Origin of the sequence: Pseudovibrio sp. Ad26, from assembly GCF_001623285.1 — a bacterium.
Taxonomy (GTDB): Bacteria; Pseudomonadota; Alphaproteobacteria; order Rhizobiales; family Stappiaceae; genus Pseudovibrio; species Pseudovibrio ascidiaceicola.
The window spans coordinates 223,004-247,511 of the sequence record NZ_LMCE01000157.1 but is presented as its reverse complement, the minus strand read 5'-3'; the positions used below and the strand labels follow the sequence as shown (position 1 = coordinate 247,511).

The 24,508-nt window shown below is 49.7% G+C and carries 21 protein-coding genes; 10 read left to right on the top strand and 11 right to left on the bottom strand.

The window, feature by feature from the left end; genetic code table 11:
* Positions 1 to 152 precede the first annotated feature (152 nt).
* Positions 153 to 2,891: a DNA mismatch repair protein MutS gene (gene mutS, locus PsAD26_RS27780; RefSeq protein ID WP_063312976.1), complete on the bottom strand. Its 2,739-nt coding sequence runs from the start codon at positions 2,889 to 2,891 to the stop codon at positions 153 to 155.
* Positions 2,892 to 3,031: 140 nt separating this feature from the next.
* On the opposite strand from mutS, the gene PsAD26_RS27775 reads away from it, so the two are divergent.
* Positions 3,032 to 5,314, top strand: coding sequence for an NADP-dependent malic enzyme (locus tag PsAD26_RS27775; protein WP_063312975.1), 2,283 nt, complete (start codon positions 3,032 to 3,034; stop codon positions 5,312 to 5,314).
* 494 nt (positions 5,315 to 5,808) lie between these two features.
* Positions 5,809 to 9,120: a hypothetical protein gene (locus PsAD26_RS27770; RefSeq protein ID WP_208985908.1), complete on the top strand. Its 3,312-nt coding sequence runs from the start codon at positions 5,809 to 5,811 to the stop codon at positions 9,118 to 9,120.
* A 60-nt stretch (positions 9,121 to 9,180) separates the two neighbouring features.
* Here PsAD26_RS27770 and PsAD26_RS30115 read toward each other — a convergent pair whose 3' ends face one another.
* Complete coding sequence (locus tag PsAD26_RS30115; protein ID WP_208985907.1) at positions 9,181 to 9,528, bottom strand: SH3 domain-containing protein; 348 nt, start codon at positions 9,526 to 9,528, stop codon at positions 9,181 to 9,183.
* 41 nt (positions 9,529 to 9,569) lie between these two features.
* Here PsAD26_RS30115 and PsAD26_RS27760 point away from each other — a divergent pair, with 41 nt between their 5' ends.
* Together PsAD26_RS27760 and trpB are read left to right on the top strand one after the other, a co-directional pair.
* Positions 9,570 to 10,286: a phosphoribosylanthranilate isomerase gene (locus PsAD26_RS27760; RefSeq protein WP_063312973.1), complete on the top strand. Its 717-nt coding sequence runs from the start codon at positions 9,570 to 9,572 to the stop codon at positions 10,284 to 10,286.
* A 15-nt stretch (positions 10,287 to 10,301) separates the two neighbouring features.
* Positions 10,302 to 11,516, top strand: a complete 1,215-nt coding sequence (gene trpB / locus PsAD26_RS27755) for a tryptophan synthase subunit beta (protein ID WP_063312972.1) — start codon at positions 10,302 to 10,304, stop codon at positions 11,514 to 11,516.
* Positions 11,517 to 11,597: 81 nt separating this feature from the next.
* Here trpB and PsAD26_RS27750 read toward each other — a convergent pair whose 3' ends face one another.
* The gene (locus tag PsAD26_RS27750; protein WP_063312971.1) at positions 11,598 to 12,509 is read right to left on the bottom strand and encodes a bifunctional helix-turn-helix domain-containing protein/methylated-DNA--[protein]-cysteine S-methyltransferase; all 912 of its coding nucleotides are present in this window, start codon (positions 12,507 to 12,509) and stop codon (positions 11,598 to 11,600) included.
* Between the two features lie 107 nt (positions 12,510 to 12,616).
* A complete protein-coding gene (locus PsAD26_RS27745) occupies positions 12,617 to 13,126 on the bottom strand; it encodes a DUF2244 domain-containing protein (protein ID WP_208985905.1) in 510 nt (169 codons plus the stop codon).
* Positions 13,127 to 13,226: 100 nt separating this feature from the next.
* Here PsAD26_RS27745 and nth point away from each other — a divergent pair, with 100 nt between their 5' ends.
* A complete protein-coding gene (gene nth, locus PsAD26_RS27740; protein WP_063300548.1) occupies positions 13,227 to 13,946 on the top strand; it encodes an endonuclease III in 720 nt (239 codons plus the stop codon).
* 16 nt (positions 13,947 to 13,962) lie between these two features.
* Here the strand turns inward: nth and irrA are convergent, their stop codons facing one another.
* Positions 13,963 to 14,394, bottom strand: a complete 432-nt coding sequence (gene irrA, locus PsAD26_RS27735) for an iron response transcriptional regulator IrrA (protein ID WP_057463201.1) — start codon at positions 14,392 to 14,394, stop codon at positions 13,963 to 13,965.
* A 373-nt stretch (positions 14,395 to 14,767) separates the two neighbouring features.
* Between irrA and fabA the strand changes: the two genes are divergently transcribed.
* The 3 genes from fabA (at position 14,768) to fabI (ending at position 17,478) form a co-directional block, all read left to right on the top strand.
* Positions 14,768 to 15,283, top strand: coding sequence for a 3-hydroxyacyl-[acyl-carrier-protein] dehydratase FabA (gene fabA, locus PsAD26_RS27730; RefSeq protein ID WP_057463202.1), 516 nt, complete (start codon positions 14,768 to 14,770; stop codon positions 15,281 to 15,283).
* A 94-nt stretch (positions 15,284 to 15,377) separates the two neighbouring features.
* Complete coding sequence (gene fabB / locus PsAD26_RS27725) at positions 15,378 to 16,595, top strand: beta-ketoacyl-ACP synthase I (RefSeq protein ID WP_063286233.1); 1,218 nt, start codon at positions 15,378 to 15,380, stop codon at positions 16,593 to 16,595.
* A 55-nt stretch (positions 16,596 to 16,650) separates the two neighbouring features.
* Positions 16,651 to 17,478 carry an enoyl-ACP reductase FabI gene (gene fabI, locus PsAD26_RS27720; protein WP_063300549.1) on the top strand — a complete coding sequence of 276 codons (828 nt, stop codon included), beginning with the start codon at positions 16,651 to 16,653 and terminating at the stop codon, positions 17,476 to 17,478.
* Positions 17,479 to 17,561: 83 nt separating this feature from the next.
* Here fabI and PsAD26_RS27715 read toward each other — a convergent pair whose 3' ends face one another.
* Positions 17,562 to 18,110 (bottom strand): SH3 domain-containing protein, encoded by a 549-nt coding sequence (locus tag PsAD26_RS27715; protein WP_063312970.1) that lies wholly within the window; start codon positions 18,108 to 18,110, stop codon positions 17,562 to 17,564.
* A gap of 249 nt (positions 18,111 to 18,359) precedes the next feature.
* Here PsAD26_RS27715 and PsAD26_RS27710 point away from each other — a divergent pair, with 249 nt between their 5' ends.
* The gene (locus PsAD26_RS27710; protein ID WP_057463206.1) at positions 18,360 to 19,346 is read left to right on the top strand and encodes a D-glycerate dehydrogenase; all 987 of its coding nucleotides are present in this window, start codon (positions 18,360 to 18,362) and stop codon (positions 19,344 to 19,346) included.
* 48 nt (positions 19,347 to 19,394) lie between these two features.
* Here PsAD26_RS27710 and dnaQ read toward each other — a convergent pair whose 3' ends face one another.
* The 5 genes from dnaQ to PsAD26_RS27685 form a co-directional block, all read right to left on the bottom strand.
* Positions 19,395 to 20,102, bottom strand: coding sequence for a DNA polymerase III subunit epsilon (dnaQ, locus tag PsAD26_RS27705; RefSeq protein ID WP_063312969.1), 708 nt, complete (start codon positions 20,100 to 20,102; stop codon positions 19,395 to 19,397).
* A 2-nt stretch (positions 20,103 to 20,104) separates the two neighbouring features.
* Positions 20,105 to 20,704, bottom strand: a complete 600-nt coding sequence (gene coaE / locus PsAD26_RS27700; RefSeq protein WP_057463208.1) for a dephospho-CoA kinase — start codon at positions 20,702 to 20,704, stop codon at positions 20,105 to 20,107.
* The gene (locus PsAD26_RS27695; RefSeq protein ID WP_063312968.1) at positions 20,705 to 21,538 is read right to left on the bottom strand and encodes a shikimate dehydrogenase; all 834 of its coding nucleotides are present in this window, start codon (positions 21,536 to 21,538) and stop codon (positions 20,705 to 20,707) included.
* Positions 21,535 to 22,131, bottom strand: coding sequence for a Maf family protein (locus PsAD26_RS27690; protein WP_057463210.1), 597 nt, complete (start codon positions 22,129 to 22,131; stop codon positions 21,535 to 21,537). Before PsAD26_RS27690 ends, PsAD26_RS27695 begins: the two co-directional genes overlap by 4 nt.
* Before the next feature lie 61 nt (positions 22,132 to 22,192).
* Positions 22,193 to 23,041, bottom strand: coding sequence for a pyruvate, water dikinase regulatory protein (locus PsAD26_RS27685; protein WP_082596851.1), 849 nt, complete (start codon positions 23,039 to 23,041; stop codon positions 22,193 to 22,195).
* Between the two features lie 427 nt (positions 23,042 to 23,468).
* Between PsAD26_RS27685 and hemE the strand changes: the two genes are divergently transcribed.
* Positions 23,469 to 24,497: a uroporphyrinogen decarboxylase gene (hemE, locus tag PsAD26_RS27680; protein WP_057463211.1), complete on the top strand. Its 1,029-nt coding sequence runs from the start codon at positions 23,469 to 23,471 to the stop codon at positions 24,495 to 24,497.
* Positions 24,498 to 24,508 lie beyond the last annotated feature (11 nt).

The following is a 24,508-nucleotide window of genomic DNA, read 5'->3' as shown; positions in this document are numbered from 1 at the left end:
CAAGGCGTGTAGCCAATGCTGAAGAAACATTTTTAAACAAGTAGCGCAGGTATTGCCTGCCGCCTTGCTCATCCCGACTTCCGGGTTTCACATGAAAACACCGCCGGAAATCTCCAGCGGTGCTAAAACTGCTTGTGTTTTCAAACTCGAAATTAATTCGAGCTGAGCTCTTTGTGCTTTTGCTTGAGAACGTAGAGCGCTTCCTGAGCCTGACGAGGCGTCATATCATCCGGATCAAAGGTCTCCAGCAGTTCAACAAGTTCATTGGAAACAAAGGTTTCTTCATGTTCTTCCGGCTCCGGAATGGTTTCCAGAGGTTGAGAGAAATTAGCGAAGAGTGGCAGGTCGTCTAAAAGCGTTTCAGAAGGCTTATTGGTGTCTTGCTCTTCCAGCTGCGTCAGGATCTTTTGTGCGCGGCTGACAACGGTTTTCGGCAGGCCAGCGAGCTTTGCCACCTGAATACCGTAGGAACGATCTGCCGCGCCTTCGACGATCTCGTGAAGGAAGACAACGTCACCTTTCCACTCTTTCACACGTACGGTCGCGTTGTTGAGACGCTCCAAGCGCTGCGAAAGTGCTGTGATTTCATGGTAATGCGTCGCGAACAAAGAGCGAGAGCGGTTGGTTTCGTGCAGATGCTCAATGGCAGCCCATGCGATGGAAAGACCGTCAAAAGTCGCCGTTCCGCGCCCGATTTCGTCAAGAATAACCAGAGAGCGAGCCGTTGCCTGATTGAGAATAGCAGCCGTTTCCACCATCTCAACCATGAAGGTTGAGCGGCCTCTGGCAAGGTCATCCGCAGCCCCAACACGGGAGAACAAGCGGTCCACGATACCAATATGGGCAGCGGTTGCAGGAACGAAACTACCCATTTGAGCGAGCACAGCGATCAATGCATTCTGGCGCAGGAAGGTTGATTTACCGGCCATGTTGGGGCCAGTGATCAGCCAGATCTGGCCATTTTCATAGGTTTCCTGCGGGCCAAGATTGGCATTGTTTGCCACAAAAGGTTCGCCAGATTTGCGAAGGGCTTGCTCCACCACTGGGTGACGACCGCCTTCAATCGTAAATGCGAGCGAGCCGTCTACAGTTGGACGGATGTAGTTTTCCGCTTCTGCCAAAACCGCAAGAGAGGTTGAAACATCGAGTATGGCGAGAGCTTCAGCTGCTGCTTTGATCTGGCCACCGGCTTCAACAACAGCTTTGGTCAGCTCGTTGAAAATTTCCAGCTCAATCGCAAGAGCACGTTCACCTGCACTTGCAATTTTGCTCTCCAGATCAGCCAGTTCAGTGGTTGTAAAGCGCATGGCGCCAGCCATGGACTGACGATGGATAAAGCGGGCAGGATCATCCTTCATAGGATCACACTGCGCAGTCGGCGCTTCCATGAACCAGCCAAGCACGTTGTTGTGCTTGATCTTCAATGAACGGATGCCAAGCTCTTCGGCCAGATCGGCCTGCATCTGTGCGATGACTTTTCGGCTTTGATCGCGAAGGGCTTTGAGCTCATCAAGGTCTGGATGATAATCATGAGCAATAAAGCCACCATCTCGCTTGAGAAGAGGCGGCTCTTCTGCAATTGCCAGCGCAAGCTTGTCACCCAGTGCATGTGGCGCTTGTTCCAGCTTTTGAACAGCAAAGCCAACTTCCTGAGGGAAGGCACCGCCAGAGGCCAGCAGACCTGCGATTTCTCGGGCAGACTTCATTGCAGACGCGATGGACTGCAAATCACGCGGGCCACCGCGGTCCACAGCAAGACGGGACAGTGCACGAGACATATCCGGCGCGGACTTCAGCAGTGAGCGAATATCCTCTCGCTGCATGGTGTCGGACGCGAAGAATGCAATGGTATCCTGACGATGGCCAATTTGTTCCGGATCCGTAAGGGGTCCTGAAAGACGACTAGCAAGCAGACGAGAACCAGCTCCGGTCACGGTTTTATCGATGGCAGACAGCAGGCTGCCACGACGCTCGCCGGAAAGGGTTCGGGTCAGCTCAAGGTTGGCGCGGGTTGCCGGATCAATCAGCAGTTGGCCCGCAGCAGCTTCTTTAACCGGCGGATCCAGAGGAGGGCGCTCGCCGAGCTGGGTTTTGTCGATGTAGGCCAGAATGCCGCTGGCTGCGATCAACTCAGCACGGGTGTAGTTGGCGAAACCGTCCAGTGTGCCCACGGAGAAATAGGTGGAGAGACGATCCTGAGCATTTGCGCCATCAAAGAACGTGCGGGGTACAGGAGAAAGGGCAGCGCCAAGTCCTTCGACTGTCGCTCGCAACTCGGTTTCCTGAAGAAGTGCGTCAGCAAGCACCAGTTCTGATGGATCAATGCGCGCCAAATCAGCAGTAAGGCGCACGTCATCACTCTCAGCCACACGGAACATGCCCGTGGACATATCAATCCAGGCAAGGCCGTAGAGGTTTCCGTCAGCTGTACTTCCGCCTTTGACCCGCGCTAACGAGGCAAGGAAGTTGTTTCGTCTGGCATCCAGAAGGCGGTCTTCCGTAATCGTGCCCGGCGTCACCAAGCGCACAACATCGCGGCGAACTACAGATTTAGAGCCACGCTTCTTGGCTTCTGCCGGGTTCTCAGTCTGCTCACAGACGGAAACACGGTGGCCAAGGCCGATCAGTTTTTGCAGATAATCATCAGCGGCATGCACGGGAACGCCGCACATGGGAATATCATCACCATTATGCTTGCCACGTTTGGTGAGCGTAATTCCGAGAGACTGAGATGCAACTTCTGCATCTTCAAAAAACAGCTCGTAGAAATCACCCATTCGGTAGAACAGGAGACTGTCCGGATTAGCCGTCTTAATCTCAATATATTGCGCCATCATGGGTGTGACGCGGCCTTTTGCTGGGGAAGGCTTTTCAATATCTGCTGTATTCATGACGCAGACACTAGCAAATGGTTCTATGTGTTTCACCCGTGTCAGTTTAGTTCACAGCTTGAGAACGAGATTTTACGGGGATAATGTCGTCCAGTGATATTTGAAAAGAACACTGCGCTTGAGGGTGAGGAATTTTTCGCATGCCAACCACTGATAAAACAGCAAGCTCGCAGGTCAGCTTTACTGACCAAGACGCGTTAGCCTTCCATAACGAAGGTAAACCGGGCAAGCTTGAAATCTCGCCAACCAAGCCAATGGCCACTCAGCGCGACCTGAGCCTGGCCTATTCTCCTGGCGTTGCTGTTCCTGTGCTGGCAATTGCGGAAGACGAAAGCAAGGCATACGACTACACCACCAAAGGCAACATGGTTGCGGTTATCTCCAACGGGACTGCAATTCTTGGCCTTGGAAACCTTGGCGCATTGGCTTCCAAGCCGGTGATGGAAGGCAAATCAGTTCTCTTCAAGCGCTTTGCGGATGTGGATTCCATTGACCTTGAAGTGGACACTGCCGACGTTGAGGAGTTCATCGACTCTGTAAAGCACCTCGGCCCTTCCTTCGGCGGCATCAACCTGGAAGATATCAAAGCGCCAGATTGCTTTATCATCGAGCAGCGTCTTCGTGAGATCATGGATATTCCGGTGTTCCATGACGATCAGCACGGCACTGCTATTATCGCAGCCGCGGGCTTGATCAACGCGGTTCATATGACAGATCGCGACATCAAAGATGTGAAAGTGGTCTGTAATGGCGCGGGCGCGGCTGGCATTGCTTGTATCGAACTTGTTAAAGCGATGGGTGTTCCACATGAGAACGTTCTTCTGTGCGATACAAAAGGCGTGATTTATCAGGGGCGTGAAGCTGGGATGAACCAGTGGAAGAGCGCCCATGCTGTGAAGACAGACAAGCGCACCCTTGAAGACGCACTGGATGGTGCAGATGTGTTCTTTGGTGTTTCCGTCAAGGGTGCTTTGACGCCTGACATGGTAAAGACCATGGCACCCGACCCAATTATCTTTGCGATGGCGAACCCTGATCCTGAGATTACGCCAGAGGAAGCCAAGGAAGTTCGTCCGGATGCTATTGTTGCAACCGGTCGTTCTGATTATCCGAACCAGGTGAACAACGTTCTCGGGTTCCCGTATATCTTCCGCGGTGCGTTGGACGTTCACGCAACAACCATCAATGATGAGATGAAAGTTGCGTGCGCTCAGGCACTGGCTGAGCTGGCTCGCGAGGATGTTCCTGATGAAGTTGCAGCGGCTTATCGTGGTAGCCGCCCTCGTTTCGGTCCCGAATACATCATTCCGGTTCCGTTTGATCCGCGCCTGATTTCCCGTATCCCTCAAGCAGTTGCGCAGGCTGCGATGGATAGCGGCGTGGCACGTCGCCCGATTGTGGACATGGATGCTTATGGTGCGCAGCTGCAGGGTCGTCGTGATCCTATTGCTGGTACTTTGCAGCGGATCATCTCCAAAGTGCGCCAAAACCCGAAACGCATTGTGTTTGCGGAAGGGGAAGAGCCAGCGGTTATTCGTGCAGCTTCCGCCTTTGTTGCACAAGGGTTGGGTGAGGCTATCCTTGTTGGCCGTGAAGATGAGATCCGCGCCAATGCAACATCTGCCGGTATTGATGTGAACCGCCCGGGCATTCGCCTTGAAAGTGCGCGTTCATCCACTCGAAATGCGGATTACGCGGAATACCTGTACTCTCGCTTACAGCGTAAGGGTTACCTGCAGCGTGATTGTCAACGCCTCGTCAACAATGACCGCAACTACTGGGCGTCCATTATGGTTGCACGCGGTGATGCTGATGGCGTTGTAACAGGGACAACACGAAACTATTCCGTTGCGCTGGAAACCGTCAGCCGCTGTATCGATACCAAACCGGGGCACCGTGTGATTGGCGTTTCGCTTGTAGTGACGCCAGGTAAAACCGTTCTTGTGGCCGATACGGCTGTTCATGACATGCCGACCTCAGAGGAACTGGCGGATATTGCGGAAGAAGCGGCGCATGTTGCACGCCGTCTTGGTTCTGAACCTCGCGTTGCTATGCTGGCGTACTCTACATTTGGTCACCCGAAAGGTGAGCGAACTGAGCGTCTTCAGGAAGCAGTCAAGATCCTTGATCGCCGCCGGGTGGACTTTGAGTACGATGGCGAGATGGGTGCAGATATCGCACTCAACATGGAAAAGATGGCGGCTTATCCGTTCTGCCGTCTGAATGGGCCTGCAAACGTACTTATTATGCCTGCGTTCCACTCCGCTTCCATCGCAACAAAACTTCTGGAAGAGCTTGGCGGATCAACACTTATTGGCCCACTGCTGGTTGGCATGGATAAGCCGGTTCAGATTGTACCGATGGGTGCCAAGGATAGCGAGATCTTCAATATGGCAGCTATTGCGGCCTACAACATCACTTAGGTCTGACGGAATTGTGAGACCAAGAAAGGCGCCGCTTCTGCGGCGCTTTTTTATTCCCTAAGCCTCTGATGGCAATACACTTCTATTTGGAAGAAATTTTATTAATTACAGATCTCTCAAAAAACACCGTACGGCCTCAAACCTCTCTTCACCTTGCCACCCAAATGCATGCGAATTGGGTACGTGTTTGTAGATATTGTTGGACCCGTCATTGATAGCCTTAGCAAAAGGCTGAAGTTGGGAGTCGATCTATGGCTAAGGGTACGCTTGAAGTTACTGAGTACCAATGGGCGAAGAAGGTTTACAAGCAAAACTCATGGCCGTTTGATGCATATGACGGCGACCCAACACCTGCCTCGATTGCAGCTCATTGCAAAAATCGTGCTGCCCAATACAAAGCAGAACTCAAGAGCTACAAGGCGCTAAAATCCGCTCTCCAAACAGATGCTCAGACGCAAACGTTTGATAGTCTTTGCGAGCAAACTCAAAGCCGCATGAAGAATGTAGACTATCTATTGCAAACTGGCGATTTTCTTGATGCGGATAGCACACTGGATGACATCGCAGCACTCGTTGATGGTGTCGGAATTTTAGTAGGGAAGAACCGGGCTTCCGAGCCGCAGAAAAATGGCATCGATGGCAAGCAAACCGCTGAAAGCGCAGCACCGCACGTTGATCCACTTCAAGCTCTGCAACAACGTGCAACAGAATTTTCAGCAAAGTTGAAAGGATACAAGGCGGAGCGGAAACTACTCGTTTCAAAAGATCAAAAAACCTTGTTCGATCAACTCTTCAAGCAAGCTGCTGCGACAATGACATACGTCACCAACCTAGTAAAAAGCGGAGATACGGCGGGCGCTGATCAGAGGCTTTCTGATGCGGAAGCGCAATTACAAGGCGTCCAGCAAGTACTTGAAATACAGAAACGGATTGTTCGCGAAACTGAAAATATTAAAACGGCTATTAAAGACACTAATACCCGTCTTTCGGAAGCCAACGGGCTACGCAAAACCATTAAATCCCCACAGGAGCAAAAAGCATTCTCGGATTCTTCAAAGCACGCAAAAGGGCAAATTAAGCAAGTTGAGAGCTTGCTTAAACGACATGAACTTGATGCCTGTCAGACAGAGTTAAAAGTCCTCGGTAATCTGGTTGAGAAAGTAGAGAGCTACGTTAAATTTGTTCCCGTTGATCCAAGCTTTAGCATTCAACTGAAGTCGATACGTTTTGAAATTCAAGCCTACTATCAGCAGGCAAATGAAGTTCCTGACAAAACACTTAAACGGGATTTTGAAAAGAACTATCAAGTTGCTATCAGCTTGCTAGCGGAAACAGAGAATCTCATTGAAGGTCATGGTCGTTCCTCTGAAGAAGCTATTGCAGCCAATGTGGCGACGCTTAAGAACTTAACTGTAGCATTGATAGATTGCGTGGTCAGCGCAAAGGAAGCAGCAACACAACAAGCTACTAATCAACCGACAGGAAGACGGTTGCGGCCAAACTCCGCCTCGAAGAATGCAGCTCAAAATGCACTGAATAAAGCTCTTTCTGACTGTATGGGGTCTTTGGATGAGGCTCAAGCAAACCTCAATGAAGTTTTGAAGGCAGGGGCTGAGATTAAAGATGTTGCTCTTGCCAACAGCTTTGCTCAGTACAGCAGTGCAGCTCAGGCCTATATCACCGAGGGTCTACAGTATGTAGCGGATAGAAAACTGCAGGAGGCACGGGGCAAACTCACTACTTGTGAGGATGCAATCAATTCAATGATTGCATTTCTGGAGTCTGCGCAATCAGCACCTGAAAACCAAGATGGGGTTTCTTCGGACCATCAGGAAGAACTAAAGATCGTTGAACCAGAGCCTGAAACTTTGCAATCCACTGAAGATGAGCAGAGAGCCGCCTTGGCTGATTGCAAGAGACAGCTGGATCAACTTGCCGCCCGCCGAGCGAGTGCAGCGGCACAGAACCCTCAATTTCAGCAGAAGTTTCAGCATGATGAATTCCTGACATTCAAAGTTATTTCTGATGAGTTTGAGAGTCAGATTGATGCACTAATTGCCAGCGGCAATGCAGCGGACGCAAAAACACGACTGCAGGATTTTGAGAATGTCGTCCAAAATTTAGAAGATTGCGTTCAAAATGCTCTCTCATCCACTCCTCAGCCTGAAGAGGAGCAAGGAGGGCAATCAGAACCTGATCCAGTTCTAGAAGCTTCGTTAAACACTTGTCAGAGCCAGCTACAAAAACTTGTTGGGCGTTACGACAAGGCCATGGCAGGAAACCCTCAGCTTCCTGATCAATCTCTTCAAAATACGTTCCTGACCTACCAAATGGTATGGGAACAGCTCAGTAGCCAAACAGAACATTTAATACAGGAAAACCGTCTCAAGGACGCTGAAAGCAGGCTATCTGAGCTGGAAAGCGTAATCGCCAACATTGAGGATTATGCAAAGCAGGGAGCACAACCAGACAAACAGACCCGTGCTCCTGAGGTTATGCAAGTTAGCAAATCGCACGAAGACTATCTGAAGCAATATGAATCTTTGGACGCCAGCAAGAGTGTTTTCTTGCGACAAGAACTACTGATCACAGACCCCATTCTGCAGACTGAGTTTCAAACTATTAAGATTCTGTTTGAACTCGCAATGCCCGAAGCAAAAAGATGCATTAATACCAATCAGTTGGATGGGCTATCAGTTGTAATGGCGTCTCTTGAGGAACACCGAGATCAGTTAAATACCATTCTCAATCGTGCAAGAGCGCAAAACGCCGAAGAACTTGCTAAACGCAAACAAGGGCAAGAAGCAGCCAAACAGGCCCGACTTGATGCTGCCCCCACAGTTTCTTTGAAAGACGCAGAGAAGTTCGTCTCCAACCTTTCGGCAATGCGCAAGTATGTGAAAGATCCAGCAAAGTTGAAGATCTTCGATGAGCAAGCAAGCTTTGTAAGGCTCGCAATTGCGCAGCTGAAAGAAATGGCACAAATAGGCCAGACCGGCCAGATTGACGAGATCCTGAAAGCACTGGGCCGTGCAAAGGCAGAATTACAAATGCTTGCAGATGAAAACCGCCAGATTCAGGTCAAATACACCAACCGCTCACCGGGCGTCCGCAATAATGTAGATGCTCGTAAGAAACCAAGTGGCGATGACCCACAGTTCTTCTGCGAGGTTCAGGAAGGGCAGTTCTGTTTGAAGCATGCCATTAATGCCTGCCTCGGGTTCCAAGCAACGGATAAAAATGACTTGTTGGATGCGAGCCTCGTCAACCATTTGAAAGCGTATGATAGCAAGACCGATGAAGAGTTCATTCGGTACGCTTCAGGTGTTCTTAAACGTGACGTGAAAACTTTGCAGAGAGAACACAGGAAGAATCCGAAAAAGCTCGCTCGTGAGGTAGCGACAGAAGAATATAAGAAACTTTACAAGACTGATCCGCTTCAGGATATCAGCAACAAAGGCAGCATTGCAGATGTGGGGCTTGAGTTGCTGAAAGCGCAGCAGCAAAAGCTCGGCCTGCCGGATCCGCAAATTACCTACATTGAACACACGAAGACACCTGCGGAAGAGGATATTGCTCGCGAGTTGCTTAGCCATGTGGTCAACTCAGGTGAAGATCGGTTCGTGATTAATATCGGCGGACACTATGTAGCGTTCCGTCAAGTGGAAGAAGGGGATTGGTATTTGGTGAATAGCACTAGTTCCGCAGCAACGAAGATGGATCCGGTTGAGTACTGCCTAAACCATATCAAGTCTTCTGGAACACGCTTGCCAGTAATTCATTTTGAAAAACAGGTAGCGCTGTAATTCTGGTAGCTTAAGGAGTGAACAGTTCAATGCTTTGCATTCCACGGTTCACTCCATCACTTAGACGCGACGCATGTAGCCTTTGTGGACCCAGCCGATTTGTTCGGAGGTTTGGGCGTCGCGGATGCCTAGCCAGTTGCCTTTGCAGTCGGCGATGTTGATTGCCTGATTGGGGATGAGGCGGCCGATGACGTTGTAATTGGTTCCAGGGCCGGTACGGAGGTTAAGCACGCCTGACTTCAATGGCTTAACTGCATACGTGCCGGCGCATGCCTGATCAAACCCGATGGGCACTTGTGGCTGGTGCTGGTAGACTGTCTGTGCTGGGGAGCTGCTTGCAAAAGCAACGAGTGCTCCACATATACCAAGGGTCATCAGATGACCGCGATAAACTCCAGATATTCTCATTGGTCCCGTCCAGTTCAGGTTCCATAAATGACCAGAACAGGGTGACAAACCCCGATAATTTTGGTCTAACGGTCATTCTGGTATTGCTTGAACACGGTGCAAATATGGTCTCTTCCGCTATGATAAAAATCTGCGGCATCTCTACAAAGGAAACTGCGGACGCGGTTACGAAAGAACAAATCGATATGATCGGATTTGTCTTTTTTCCGAAAAGTCCGCGTTATGTTCCGATGGCTAAAGCCAAAGAGCTGGCAGACCACGTGCGCGGCAAAACGCAGATTGTTGCGCTTACTGTGAATATGGATGATGCAGGCCTGAAGGAAATTGTCGACACCATCGCGCCAGATGTTTTGCAGCTGCACGGGAGTGAAAGCCCTGAGCGCTGTGCCGAAATTCGGGAGATTTTTGGTCTGCCTGTGATGAAAGCCTGCGGGATTTCATCTGCAGAAGACGTGGAGGCACTTGCGCCCTATGTTCCGCATGTAGATCGATTTCTTCTTGATGCAAAGCCACCAAAAAATTCCGATATTCCGGGAGGAAATGGTGTCAGCTTCGACTGGAAACTGCTACAAGGCCTAGAACTTGGAAAGCCTATCATGCTTTCTGGCGGCTTAAGCCCTGAAAACGTCCGAGAGGCATTGGCTATCTCTGGAGTGAGCGATGTCGATGTTTCCTCCGGCGTCGAACGCGAGAAGGGCGTTAAAGACATCGAGTTGATTGAGGCTTTTGTGCATGAAGTGCGCAGCGTTGCCGAGTGAATTTGGGAAGAGTTAATGAACCAGCAAGCCAACACATTGCGTTCCGGTCCGGATGATCGCGGCCACTTTGGTGATTTTGGGGGTCGTTTCGTTGCTGAAACGCTCATGCCTTTGATCCTGGATTTGGAAAAGGCTTACAGTGACGCTAAGGCTGATCCTGCTTATGCTGCTGAAATTGAGAGCCTGAACACCCATTACACTGGTCGCCCATCTGCACTTTATTTCGCTGAACGGCTGACTGAAGAGCTGGGCGGTGCAAAGGTTTACTTTAAGCGTGATGAGCTGAACCACACCGGATCTCACAAGATCAATAACTGTATTGGTCAGATCCTACTTGCCAAGCGCATGGGTAAAACCCGCATCATTGCGGAAACCGGCGCTGGTCAGCATGGTGTTGCGACAGCAACAGTTTGTGCTCGCTTTGGTTTGCCATGCGTTGTTTACATGGGTGCGACCGACGTTGAGCGTCAGAAGCCGAACGTGTTCCGCATGAAACTGCTGGGTGCTGAAATTGTTCCCGTTACAGCGGGTGCTGGTACTCTTAAAGATGCGATGAATGAAGCGCTGCGTGATTGGGTGACCAACGTGGAAGACACGTATTACCTGATTGGTACAGCTGCTGGCCCGCATCCATACCCAGAGATGGTTCGTGATTTCCAGTCTGTGATTGGGGAAGAGACCAAAGAGCAGCTGATGAAAGCAGAAGGCAAATTGCCAGATGCTCTCGTTGCTGCAGTTGGTGGTGGCTCTAATGCGATTGGTCTATTCCACCCGTTCCTTGATGATCCATCCGTTGAGATTTACGGCGTTGAAGCTGGTGGTAAAGGCCTTCAGGGTGAAGAACACTGTGCCTCGCTGAACGCAGGTAAGCCGGGTGTACTGCATGGTAACCGCACCTATCTGCTGCAGGATGATGACGGACAGATCCTTGAAGGACATTCCGTGTCAGCAGGTCTGGATTATCCTGGTATCGGCCCTGAGCACTCCTGGCTGAAGGATACAGGCCGTGTGAACTACGTGCCTGCGACTGATGAGGAAGCTCTGGATGCATTCCAGATGTTGACCCGCGTTGAAGGTATCATTCCAGCTCTGGAGCCAAGCCATGCGCTTGCTCAGGTGATCAAGATGGCGCCGAAGATGGACAAAGACAAAGTGATCGTCATGAACCTTTGCGGTCGTGGTGACAAGGACGTCTTTACCGTTGGCAAGATCCTTGGATTTGACCTGTAAGTCATTTGATTTTCAAATGAAAAAGGCGAGCCTCGCGCTCGCCTTTTTTCGTTGCTCGGCATTGAATCGGAACTGAAACGATTACCCTGTAGCAGCAATGCCATCCAAAACACCGGAAACACCAGCTTCCCAGCCTAAAATGGCACGCTTACGAGTGATGCCCCAATGGTAACCACACATGTTGCCCTTGGCCCCGAGGACACGGTGACACGGAACGACGAAAGACAGCGGATTCTTTCCCACGGCTGTTCCAACAGCACGAGAGGCTTTGGGATTACCGAGGTTATTCGCAATCTCCGAATATGTGGTAGCCTTGCCTAAAGGAATTTTCAGAAGTGTTTGCCAAACACGGATTTCAAAGTCCGTTCCGATGAAGACAACACGAAGTGGTTGGTCTTCCTTCCACTTGTTCGGCTCAAAGATGCGGGAGACGTAAGGAGCGGTGAGCTGCTGGTTCTCTTCAAATTCAGCCGCTGGCCAACGTTCGCTCATGTCAGCAAGAGCTTTTGCCTCTTCGCCAGCATCAGCAAAGGCAAGACCTGCCAAGCCGCGATCTGTTACCATCAACAGGACGATCCCAAACGGGCAGGGATGGAAGCCCCAACTGATTTTCACGCCTGCACCACGCCGTTTGTAGTCGCCGGGCGTCATCGCCTCATGGGTTACAAACAAGTCATGCAAACGGGCAGGGCCTGAGAGGCCAACTTCGAGCGAGGCTTCCAGAATGCTAGCGGAATCTTGTAAAAGAGCGCGTGCGTGATCGATGGTGATGGCTTGCAGGAACTGTTTAGGAGTAATGCCTGCCCATCTTGAAAACACCCGTTGAAGCTGAATTGGCTGAAGGCCGACGCTGTAGGCAAGCTCTTCAAGGGAGGGTTGTTCCCTCCAATTCTCGGAGATGCCTTGAAGAGTTTTCTGGACGACACGATAGTCCTCAAGAGCAGAACTGTCTTCTACAAACGTGCCATTTGCGAGATTGGCTGCATTAAACATCTTGATTCACGGCTCTTAGATTTCGTTTCTCATTAGGTGAAATCTAGATGATCCTCAGCCTAAGAGCCACCCGAAACGCGAGTACATGGGAACAGAGTATTTCAGGCTCAGGCGTGATCAAACCCACGATTGCGTGCGGAGTGGATTGCCTGAGAAAACGCAGAGGCGAAACTTGTCCGGTCATCCGGGTTCAAAAACGCACCAACAATGAGGAAAAGTTGATCAGAACGCACCAAAATGCGCGTAACTCCAACATCATCATCCCGTTCGATTTGGAGTTTCATGTGAAACGGATTGAGCACATACTCCTGCACGTCGCCTTTGTACGTGACGTGTTTCAATCTAACCTCAAGCGGGGAAACGCTGATTTCCTCATAGGTTTCGGCCGTCGCAAAGTTGTGCCTGAACGCGAGCCAGAGAAAGAGAACAGGTAATGATAGCAGGATAGGTGCGGGCCATAATCCCATCAGAACAAGCACGAGCGAATAAAAGCCAGCAATCAAGCCAGCGCACCAAAGAACGATGTTCACGCCCCGGCGGGACAGTGAGCGGTGCGGGGTTAGAACAGCCTGAAAGAAAGGGGGATAAGGCTCCCGCTTTTGAAGATCATGGGGCATTGGTGCTATTTCGCACTCTGTTTCATTGCTACTCTTTATCGTTTAAGAGTATAGAGCTTTCATAGCCTACGCAAAGTCACTTATTTCCTTCGAGAGTCCTATGGTTGACGCTACCAAAACAAAGAAGGTTGCATCTTCTTCCAGTACACGCAAAAAGCCAGTTTCCAGATCAAGGTATTCTAAAGCCGAGATCTACGAAATCTTTGCGGCATTTGAAAAAGACAATCCTGAACCGGAAGGGGAACTTAATCATTCCAACGAGTTCACACTGCTGGTTGCTGTTGTGCTTTCCGCTCAAGCAACAGATGCCGGAGTGAACAAAGCGACAAAACATCTCTTCCAGATTGCAGATATGCCAGAGAAAATGGTTGCTCTTGGAGAAGATAAGATCCGTGAAGAGATCCGCACAATCGGGCTCTATAAAAACAAAGCAAAGAACACGTTTTTGCTCTCTCAAATGCTGATTGAGCATCATGGTGGGCAGGTTCCGCAAACCCGTGAGGAGCTGGAAGCTTTGCCGGGTGTTGGCCGTAAAACAGCTAATGTGGTGCTGAATATTGCTTTTGGGCAGCCTACGATTGCGGTAGACACGCATCTCTTCAGGATTGCAAACAGGTTAGGGCTTGCCCCCGGCAAAACACCGCTGGATGTAGAGTTGAAACTGGAAAAGATAATTCCGCAAGACTTTATGCAGCACGCACACCACTGGCTGATCCTACATGGCCGTTACATCTGTAAGGCGCGCAAGCCGGCGTGCGATCGCTGCATCATCTATGATCTTTGCAAAAGCAAAGAGAAAATCTTGAAGGAAGTTGCCTAAGTAAAAGCAGAGGCTCTTAATGCATCTGCTTTTTACGGAGACGAACAACCACTTCCACGCGGGAAATTTCCATTCCTTCAGGTGGGACTGGCAAGTTGTCTAGTGTCAGGCCACTGTCTGGAATATCGATTACACGGTTCTCATCTTCCAGGAAGAAATGGTGATGCTCAGAAGTGTTGGTGTCGAAGTAAGTCTTTGTTCCTTCAACAGCAACTTCACGCAGCAAACCAACCTCAGTGAACTGATGAAGTGTGTTGTAAACTGTCGCCAGAGAGACGGGCACATTCGCTAGGATAGCTTCTTCGTGAAGGACTTCCGCCGAGATGTGGCGATTACCCTGAGAATAAAGAAGCTCAGCCAGTGCCACGCGCTGACGTGTAGGGCGCAGACCTGCGTCTCTTAGCATCCCTGTTACATCTTGATGTTCGTTAGCAATCTGCGAGCTCATTTTTTCCTACTTTAGTTCTTTAGGGTGCTGATGTTTTAACACCTACGCACCAATTCTACCAGCATTAGATTAAAAGCAACCTATTGACCTGCACCCAAGCACTCTCAATATAAGGGAGCATAACCCTTGATACATCAAGCTAAAACCAAGCAGGATTAATCGGACTGCTTATAACAATAATAAGAATAGTATAAGTTTAACACAACTGCGTACATTGAGCACACGCAAACTCACATACATCGCTCTTTCGATATTCGGGCTCGTGTGCTAGGAAGGCCCGAACAGTTAATACTTAGAACCATCGTTACGTTTAGGTAAGGTGAACCCTACGTTTTTCTGGCCTCAAACAAACGACAAATTATGCGGGAATAGAATGCACGAGAAGCGTTCAAGCTACGATAAAGAAGCTCTGCTGGCCTGTGGTCGCGGTGAGCTGTTTGGCCAAGGCAATGCACAGCTGCCACTTCCTCCTATGCTGATGTTTGATCGCGTCACCGAAATTTCTGAGGAAGGCGGCGAGTACGGCAAAGGCGTAATTCGTTCTGAATTCGACATTAATCCAGATCTCTGGTTCTTCGAATGTCACTTCCAGGGCGATCCTGTTATGCCTGGCTGTCTTGGTTTGGACGCTCTGTGGCAGATGACTGGCTTCTATCTTGGCTGGCTCGGCGAGCCAGGTCGTGGTCGTGCACTTTCTACCGGTGAAGTTAAATTCACAGGTCAGGTTACTCCTGACGTAAAAATGCTGGAATTCGGTGTTGATATGAAGCGCGTTATGCGCTCCCGCCTGAAACTGGCAATTGCTGATGGCTGGGTAAAAGCTGACGGCGAGACTATTTTTGTTGCGAAAGACCTACGTGTTGGTCTGTTTCAAGACGAAGCAAAATAAGTAATCAAATTATGCGAGGGTTTGTCATGTGGAATGACGAACCCTTTTTTGGAATTGGGTCCGATTGGACCGCTTAACCCACGGGAGACCTTAGATGAGGCGTGTGGTTGTTACTGGTATGGGTATTGTTTCTCCTCTTGGCAACAATGCTGAAGAAGTGAAAGCAAGCCTTTACGAAGGTAAGTCCGGTATTGTTGCAGCTGAAGACTACGAGAAGCTCGGCTTCCGTTGTCAGGTTCATGGCGCACCTACCTTGGATCCATTGGAAAAACTTGGCCGTCGTACCTCTCGCTTTATGGGTGAAGGCGCTGCATGGAACTACATTGCCATGGAGCAGGCCATCGAAGATGCTGGTCTTTCCGAAGATCTGGTTACCAATGACCGCACTGGCCTGATCATGGGTTCTGGTGGCCCGTCCACCAAAGCGATCGTTGAAGCTGCGGATATCACCCGTGAAAAAGGCCCACGCCGTATCGGGCCGACCGCTGTTCCGAAGGCAATGAGCTCTACGAACTCTGCTACGCTTGCAACGCCATTTAAAATTCACGGCGTCAACTACTCCATTTCCGCAGCTTGTGCGACAACCAATATCTGTATTGGTAATGCCTATGAGCTGATCCAATGGGGTAAACAAGACGTGGTATTTGCTGGCGGTGGCGAAGAACTGGACTGGACACTCTCCAACCTGTTTGATGCTATGGGCGCAATGTCATCCAAGTACAACGACACTCCGTCTACGGCTTCCCGTCCATATGACAAGAACCGTGATGGCTTTGTTATTGCTGGTGGTGGCGGTGTGCTGGTTCTTGAAGAACTTGAGCATGCAAAAGCACGCGGTGCAAAAATCTATGCGGAAATCGTGGGTTACGGTCAGACTTCTGATGGTCACGACATGGTTGCACCAAGTGGTGAAGGCGCTGCTCGCTGCATGAAGATTGCGCTTAAAGACGTTGATTGTGACATTGACTACATCAATCCACATGCAACCTCTACACCTGTTGGTGACATCAAAGAGATTGAAGCGATCCGCGCCGTGTTCGGTGACAAGGTTCCGCCAATTTCTGCGACTAAAGCGCTTTCTGGTCACTCTTTGGGTGCTGCCGGCGTTCATGAAGCGATCTACTCTTTGCTTATGATGGAAGGCAACTTCATTGCGGCTTCTGCTCATATTGAAGAATTGGATCCGGATTTTGAGGATATGCCAATCGTAAGAGAACGCGTAGATAATGCAGAATTGAATTGCGTTCTTTCAAACGGCTTTGGATTTGGCGGCACCAACGCGACCGTCGTGTTTAAGCGATACAAAGACTGAGTTTGAGGTTCTGAGCTTGCTCAGCTCCTTTAACTTTTGATTAAAGGAGTTTTCTATGAGCAAGCTTATGCAAGGCAAGCGTGGTCTGATTATGGGCGTTGCCAATGACCACAGCATTGCCTGGAGCATAGCCAAAACTCTTGCAGAACAGGGTGCAGAAATGGCGTTTACCTATCAAGGTGACGCCTTCGCCCGACGCGTAAAACCACTGGCAGACAGTGTTAGATGCGATATGCTTCTTCCATGTGATGTGGAAGACATTGATAGCGTGGACAAGGTTTTCGCTCAGCTCCAAGAAAAATGGGGGAGCATTGATTTCCTCGTGCACGCGATCGCGTTTTCAGACAAGTCTGAACTGCGTGGCCGTTATGCAGACACTTCCCGTGATAATTTTGCCCGCACTATGCAGATCTCCTGTTTCTCCTTCACAGAGATTGCAAAGCGAGCGGCTGACTTGATGCCGAACGGTGGTTCCATTCTGACGTTGACGTATGGTGGCGCGACCAGCGTGATGCCAAACTATAACGTCATGGGCGTTGCCAAGGCCGCATTGGAGGCATCTGTGCGCTATCTTGCTATGGACTTTGGCGAGCAGGGCATCCGCGTGAATGCTATATCTGCAGGGCCTGTTCGCACGCTGGCTGGGGCAGGTATTTCTGATGCGCGTTTGATGTTCAACTTCCAGCAGGCAAACTCTCCGCTGAAGCAGACTGTTACAACCGAACAGCTTGGTGGTTCTGGTCTCTACCTTCTCTCAGAGTTGTCTGGTGGAGTAACAGGTGAGGTTCACTTTGTGGATTCTGGTTACAACATCGTTTCCATGCCACGCATGAAAGAGTTGAAAACTGCCGACAAGCTGATGCGCGAAAAGGAAACTGTCTAGATTCCTTTGATTGTTCAGGTGAATAGCAAAAAGCCTCCAAGTTTCCTCAGAGGCTTTTCGTTAAACTGTTGTTGGAACTGAGATCAATTATTGATTGTCTCGTTTTTATAAACACCAAACAATCTGCTCTGATCAATCCAGCCTTCAAAATCTTTGCCAGAAACGCGGCAGTAACCATCCGTGCATTCGACAACACCAGCAAGAACCAAAGGCTCAAGAAACGAGATGATCTCTTCATTCGGGCCAGGCCGCTTACGGAGAGGGGTGGTTTCAACGGTGTTTTCCAGCCAAGGCGTTACCAGTGCAGAGCGGTAGCCAGTCAGCAAGGTTTTGAAAACCCAGCCGTCTTTGCCTTCCCAATCGCGAATGCGGCGCCAGTCGTCATACTCCTGAATGACTTCAACCGGCAGCCTGCTGCGAACGAAAGTCCAACCAATGTCGTGGTTTCTGCTTGGGCCTTTGCGAACGTTCACTCTATCAGATTTAAGACTGACAAAACGCGGAACTGGAAGACCAGATACACCAGAACCTGCAGACTGGGCCTGAGCGGTGATTACGAATGGGGAAACAAAAAGGAATAATAGAAAAGTAGCTGCAAGGGCACTAAGAGTACGAAAGCTTTTATTTTTCATAGTGATACCAAAACTTCCCGTAGGCTAATCCGTAATTTTCACTAAAATCGAGACACAAGTATCATACCTTAGATCTCGCGATTTCCGATAGTGGCTGCTATTAGATGTAGACGTGTTTGACAAGTCTTGTTTTCACCGGAACATTTGGTAATGAAACTTTGACAGCCTGTAAGACCTTTGAGTCATTGACTCATATGGTGATTAGGGCAGGGTTAAAAAACTTCGAATTTTTGACAGAAGGCGGGGACGATGCCAAAAAAGAAGCCTATTGTGGTTGTGACGCGGAAACTGCCGGATGTTGTTGAAACACGCATGCGCGAGCTTTTCGACACACGGTTGAATGAGCAAGATAAGCCGTTCACACAGGCAGAACTTGTGGAAGCCGTCAAAATTGCTGATGTTCTTGTCCCCACTGTTACAGACCGCATTGACGCTTCGGTTTTGGCTCAGGCTGGCCCTAATCTGAAAATGATTGCCAACTTTGGTAACGGCGTCGACAATATCGACGTAATCTCTGCCAACAATCGCGGTATTGCAGTTACCAATACTGCTGGTGTGATGACCGAAGACACCGCAGACATGACCATGGCGCTTATTCTTGCCGTTCCGCGTCGTCTTTCTGAAGGCATGAAGAAGATTGAGAACAAGGAATGGGACGGCTGGTCTCCAACCTGGATGCTTGGTCGCCGTATCTGGGGCAAACGTCTCGGTATCATCGGCATGGGCAGGATCGGTCAGGCGGTCGCCAGACGCGCAAAAGCGTTTGGTATGTCTATCCATTACCACAATCGAATTCGCGAGCCCCTGGAGCTTGAAGAGCAGCTGGAAGCTACTTTCTGGGAGAGCCTGGATCAGATGCTTGCACGCATGGATGTCGTCTCCATCCATTGTCCGCATACGCCAGGTACCTACCACTTGCTTTCCGCACGCCGATTGAAGCTGATGAAGCCTGATGCGTATATCGTGAACACCGCTCGAGGTGAGATCGTGGATGAAAACGCGCTGATCCGTCAGATTGAGTCAGGTGAACTTGCAGGAGCGGCGCTGGACGTGTTTGAGCACGAGCCTGCGATCAACCCGAAACTTGTGGCATCCGACAAGGTGGTTGTGTTGCCTCACATGGGTTCGGCAACAATCGAAGGGCGTATTGATATGGGCGAAAAGGTCATCATCAATATCAAAGCCTTTATGGACGGGCATCGTCCACCAGATCGCGTTTTGCCATCCATGCTCTGATAACAGTTTGAAGCGCTTCAGAAATCTGGAGCGCTTTTTATTTGGAACCTACTTCAGATATTTGTTCCAAGCAGGGTCAGATTTCATTCCAGCAAGGAATTTGGCGTGTGCCTCAATTTCTTCCTCTGACAGGGAAGGGGAGAGAGGCTTTGGGCGTTGCTTGGCTGCGACGCGCTTTTTGGGCTCATCATTGAGTTTATCCAGATCGATCGCTTCATCGTCTGGCACCAGACCAAGATTTTTCTGCTTACCGCCGTTCATCTCCAGATAAACTTCAGCCAGCAGTTCCGCATCGAGCAGCGCGCCGTGGTATACGCGCTTTGTGTTATCCACGCTGTAGCGCGAACACAAAGCATCCAGCGATACTGATCCGGTCGGGAACTTTCTGCGGGCGAGCTTTAGAGTATCCAGCACCTGCGTATTTGGGATTTTTGGTTTATTACAACGCCCAAGCTCCATGTTGATGAAGCCCATATCGAACGGAGCGTTGTGAATGACCAGACGAGAATCTCCAACAAAATCAAGAAATTCGTCAGCTACATCGACAAACAGCGGTTTGTCTGAAAGGAACTCAGCAGAGAGGCCATGAATGCGGAAGGCTTCTTCTGGCATGTCCCGTTGCGGGTTGACGTAGAGATGGCAGGTACGGCCCGTTGGAATGAAATTTATGAGTTCCACTCCGCCGATTTCAACCAGCCTATCCCCATCAAGCGGATTCAGGCCTGTGGTTTCAGTATCGAAGGAGATTTCGCGCATAATTACACCGTTCTAGAAGCGATAGAAGACACAGCGCGCATAATGGCACCCACTGCACGACGGGCCGGCTCAACGCCTCGGCCAGTGTCGACAATAAAATGCGCTTTTTTGCGTTTTTCTGCGTCGTTTAACTGTTTTGCGTAGATAGCCTCAAATTTCTCTTCTGTCATGCCTGGTCTTTCAAGAACACGCTGACGCTGCACATCATATGGTGCAGAAACCACGACGACCGCATCAACGGCCTTGTGTTTGCCGACCTCGAAGAGGAGAGGGACATCGAGAACAACGACCTTACGACGGTCTAGTTTTGCTTGGTGCAGAAACTCAGTTTCAACTTCCTGAACGAGCGGGTGGATGAGGCTTTCCAGAAGCATCATCTTTGCTTTGTCGTGAAGGACGATTTTACCGAGGGCTTCGCGGTCAATCCGTCCATCTTTAGCAGTACCGGGAAAGGCGCTGCCAACAGGTTCAACAGCTTTGCCGGTGTAAAGCGCATGGACAGCAGCATCTGCGTCATAAACAGCGGCTCCAGCCTCTGCAAAAAGCTTTGAGGTGGTTGATTTCCCCATTCCAATCGAGCCAGTCAGACCGAGAATAACCATTCAGGTAAGTCCCATTTCTCTCAGGATCATCTCACGAAGCTCGTCGGTGACTTCCGGACGAACTCCAAACCATTTTTCAAAACCCGGCACAGCTTGGTGAAGTAACATTCCCAGACCATCAACCGTCGGATTGCCACGCTGAGCAGCATCGCGAAGCAGTTTGGTTTGTAACGGAGAGTAAACTATATCCGTCACAACTGCCGATTTCGACAGGTTATCAAGATCAATATTTAATTCTGGTTGTCCAGACATACCTAGAGAGGTCGTGTTCACCAGAAAATCCGCTTCTCCAAGCTTTTCCCCCAGACTATCCCATTCAATTGCGATGGTATTTGGGCCAAAATGATCTGCAAGTTTCTGCGCTTTTTCTAGTGTTCTGTTGGCGATATACACTTCTGTGTATTCTCTGGACAGCAACGCCCAAATAATCGCCCGGGAGGCGCCGCCAGCCCCCAGAACAACGGCTTTATTCCCGTTGTTATCCCAGTTTGGCAGCATCTGGTCGAGATTTCCCAGAAAGCCAAGACCGTCGGTGTTTGAGCCATTCAAAACACCTGCGTCATCCAACCAAAGCGTGTTTACAGCCCCAATCATTTTGGCTGCATCATCCAACTTCTCAGCAGATTTATACGCATGCTCTTTGTTTGGAATTGTCACGTTACAGCCAACAAACCCATGCTCAGCCAATGCGCTGTAAAAGCTTTCGGCAGTCTCAGGAGGCACATCCTGTGCGATGTAGCTGCCTTCTATGCCGTGCTGTTTGAGCCAATAACCATGTATCAGAGGGGATTTTGAGTGACCAATAGGATGTCCTGTGACAGCTGCGTTCCTCATTTTTTCAAAACCTCAATCTCGCGCAAGAAAGAGAGGAGGCTCAGGAGAGGCAGGCCCAACACTGTGAAGTAATCGCCCTCAATCTTATCAAAGAGCTGCACGCCTTCAGCTTCCAACTGATACGCACCAACGCTGGAGAGAATTTCGGATCCGGTTCGCTCAATGTACCAATCCAGAAAATCTTCAGATAACTCACGCACATTCAGAATTGCCGTCGAAATACCTTCCCAGACAACTTCACCATCTTTAACAACACATGCTGCAGAATGAAGCGCGTGGCTTTTGCCGGAAAAGCTCATGAGTTGCTTGCGGGCTGCGTTCAGATCTTCTGGCTTAACGAGACGCTTTCCTTCGAATGCCAGGATCTGATCAGCGCCAACGACATAAGCACCATGATTTCGGGCGGAAACTTCTTTCGCTTTCGCAACGGATAATTTTGCTGCAATCACTTCTGGATCCACACCAGTGGAAAGCAATGGCTCTTCTATCTGTCGCTCATCAACATTTGCTGGAATACGATCAAAAATTAAGCCTGCATTTTCTAAGAGAGTCGCGCGAATTTTACTTCCGCTCGCTAAAATCAGTCGAGTCATACTCTGCTTTCTCAATCTGAGGATTTCTTGTGCTGTTTATTGGGATAAAGCGCGATGCTTCTCAATATTCTTCTGTCTCTTTTTGCTCATTTTTATGTTTTCGGAGCAAATCCATGATCTCGGCTGCTGTTTCTTCGATAGAGCGACGCGTTACATCGATGAGCGGCCAACCATTTTCAGCACACAACCGTTTCGACATCGCAATCTCCTGAGCAATTGATTTGCGATCAACGTAGGTGTCGTTGTCTGTTTTGGCATCCAGCGACAAAATGCGGTTCTGGCGGATATCCCGAATACGTTCGGCCGTGGCCATCAGACCAACCACGAGAGGTCTTTTGGCTTTCAGGAGCTGACGGGGAGGGCGCATATTGGGAATGAGCGGGATGTTAGCCGCCTTAATACCTCTATTTGCCAGATAGATAGAGGTTGGCGTCTTAGAGGTTCGGCTAATGCCGACGAGAATAACGTCTGCTTCGTCCAAAGCTCCAGCGATTTGGCCATCATCATGCAGCATGGTGTAGTTCATCGCTTCCATGCGCTGGAAGTATTCCTCATCCATCACGTGCTGTCCGCCCACACGCCACGTTTCTGTGACGTTCAGATAGCTATGGAAGACCTGATAAACGGGCTTGAGAACATTAACGCATGGAAGACCCAAATCCTGACATTTACGCTCCAGACGGCGGGCATAGGATTGTTCCACAAGGGTGTAGAGAACAATTCCTGGTGCAGATTCAATCTCTTCCAGGACTCTACTCAACTGCTTGTCATGCCGGATCAGCGGGTAAACATGCTCGATGGGCTGAATATTCTCATATTGCGCGGTCGCAGCACGCACAATTGTCATCAAAGTTTCGCCTGTTGAGTCCGAAACCATGTGTAAATGGAAGTAGTTAGAGTGGTTACCCAAGGTATCATCCTCAACATTCCTAAGAGACTTGGAAAAACTAGCCAAATCTCACTGTGCTTTCAAATTAATGCCCGCTGACCCTAATCCGTCAACAATTCCATATTTTGAGAATACTGATTTCGAAACGACTTGGATAAACGGGATTTCACATTGCCCACGCAAAAGATTCACAGCACAGCATACGGGATAAACTGTGATCTGTGGTTATTTTCCAGATTGTAACCTATTGAATCTTTAGAAAAAACAATTTGTTTTCGACTCCTGTTGAGAGTCTTGCTTGTTTTTGATCTGTGACTTTTCCTATTAGGGTTTTCTCAGTTAGGAATTGTGGAATTAAATTGATCCCTGCTATTCACTCACTAATAGAAATAGAAACTTCCAAATAAGAAGATTCTTTTTAAGCAGGCTTGGGAAAAAGAGGCGATTTATGGAATCTCATGAAAGAGCGGTAATGCGCGTTTTGGCAGGCGAGAAACTAGAGCGCCCACCAATCTGGATGATGCGCCAGGCAGGACGGTATTTGCCTGAGTACAGAGCTGTACGAGCTCAAGCACCGAATTTTCTCGACTTCTGCTACAATACTGATCTTGCGACAGAAGTTACTCTCCAACCCATTCGCCGGTATGGCTTTGATGCTGCCATCCTATTTTCTGACATCTTCGTTGTTCCAGATGCGCTTGGCTACCCTGTAAATTTTGAGGAGGGTCGAGGACCAGTTCTTGAACCACTTTCGACAGAACTCGTTGATAAGCTTGATCAAGCTAGGACGATGGAGCACTTGGCTCCTGTTATCGCCACAGTCGAGCGTTTGAGAGCGGAGTTGCCGACTGAAACCACCCTTCTGGGCTTCTGCGGAGCCCCGTGGACGGTCGCTTGCTATTCTGTGGCTGGTCATACCACCCAGGACCAGTTTGCCGCTCGTATCGGCTCCTATCAGGATCCTGAGCTTCTGACTGCTTTCATTGATCAGCTGGTTGAAGCTTCAATCACGTACCTGGTGGCTCAGTTTGATGGTGGTGCAGATGCACTGCAGATCTTTGACACCTGGGCAGGTGTTCTCGATGACATCGGTTTTGAGCAGTGGTCCGTTGGTCCGACCCGCAAGATCGTTGATGGTGTGAAAGCTCAGCGTCCAAACGCAAAGATCATCGGTTTCCCGAAAGCATCAGCTGCTCGCTTGAAGCGCTATGTTGAAGCCACTGGTGTTGATGCAGTTGGTCTGGACTGGACTGTTCCGGCAGAAGTGGCGCAGGAAATTCAGAAAATTGTTCCTGTACAGGGCAATATGGATCCAATGCGCCTTGTTGCTGGTGGACGTGCGCTGGAAACTGGAATAGATCACGCTCTCGAAGTTTTGGGTAATGGTCCGCACATCTTTAACCTTGGTCATGGCGTTGTTCCGCAAACTCCGCCAGAACATGTTGCTGAGATGGTGAAGCGGGTTAAAGGCCTGTAAGCAGACACTGC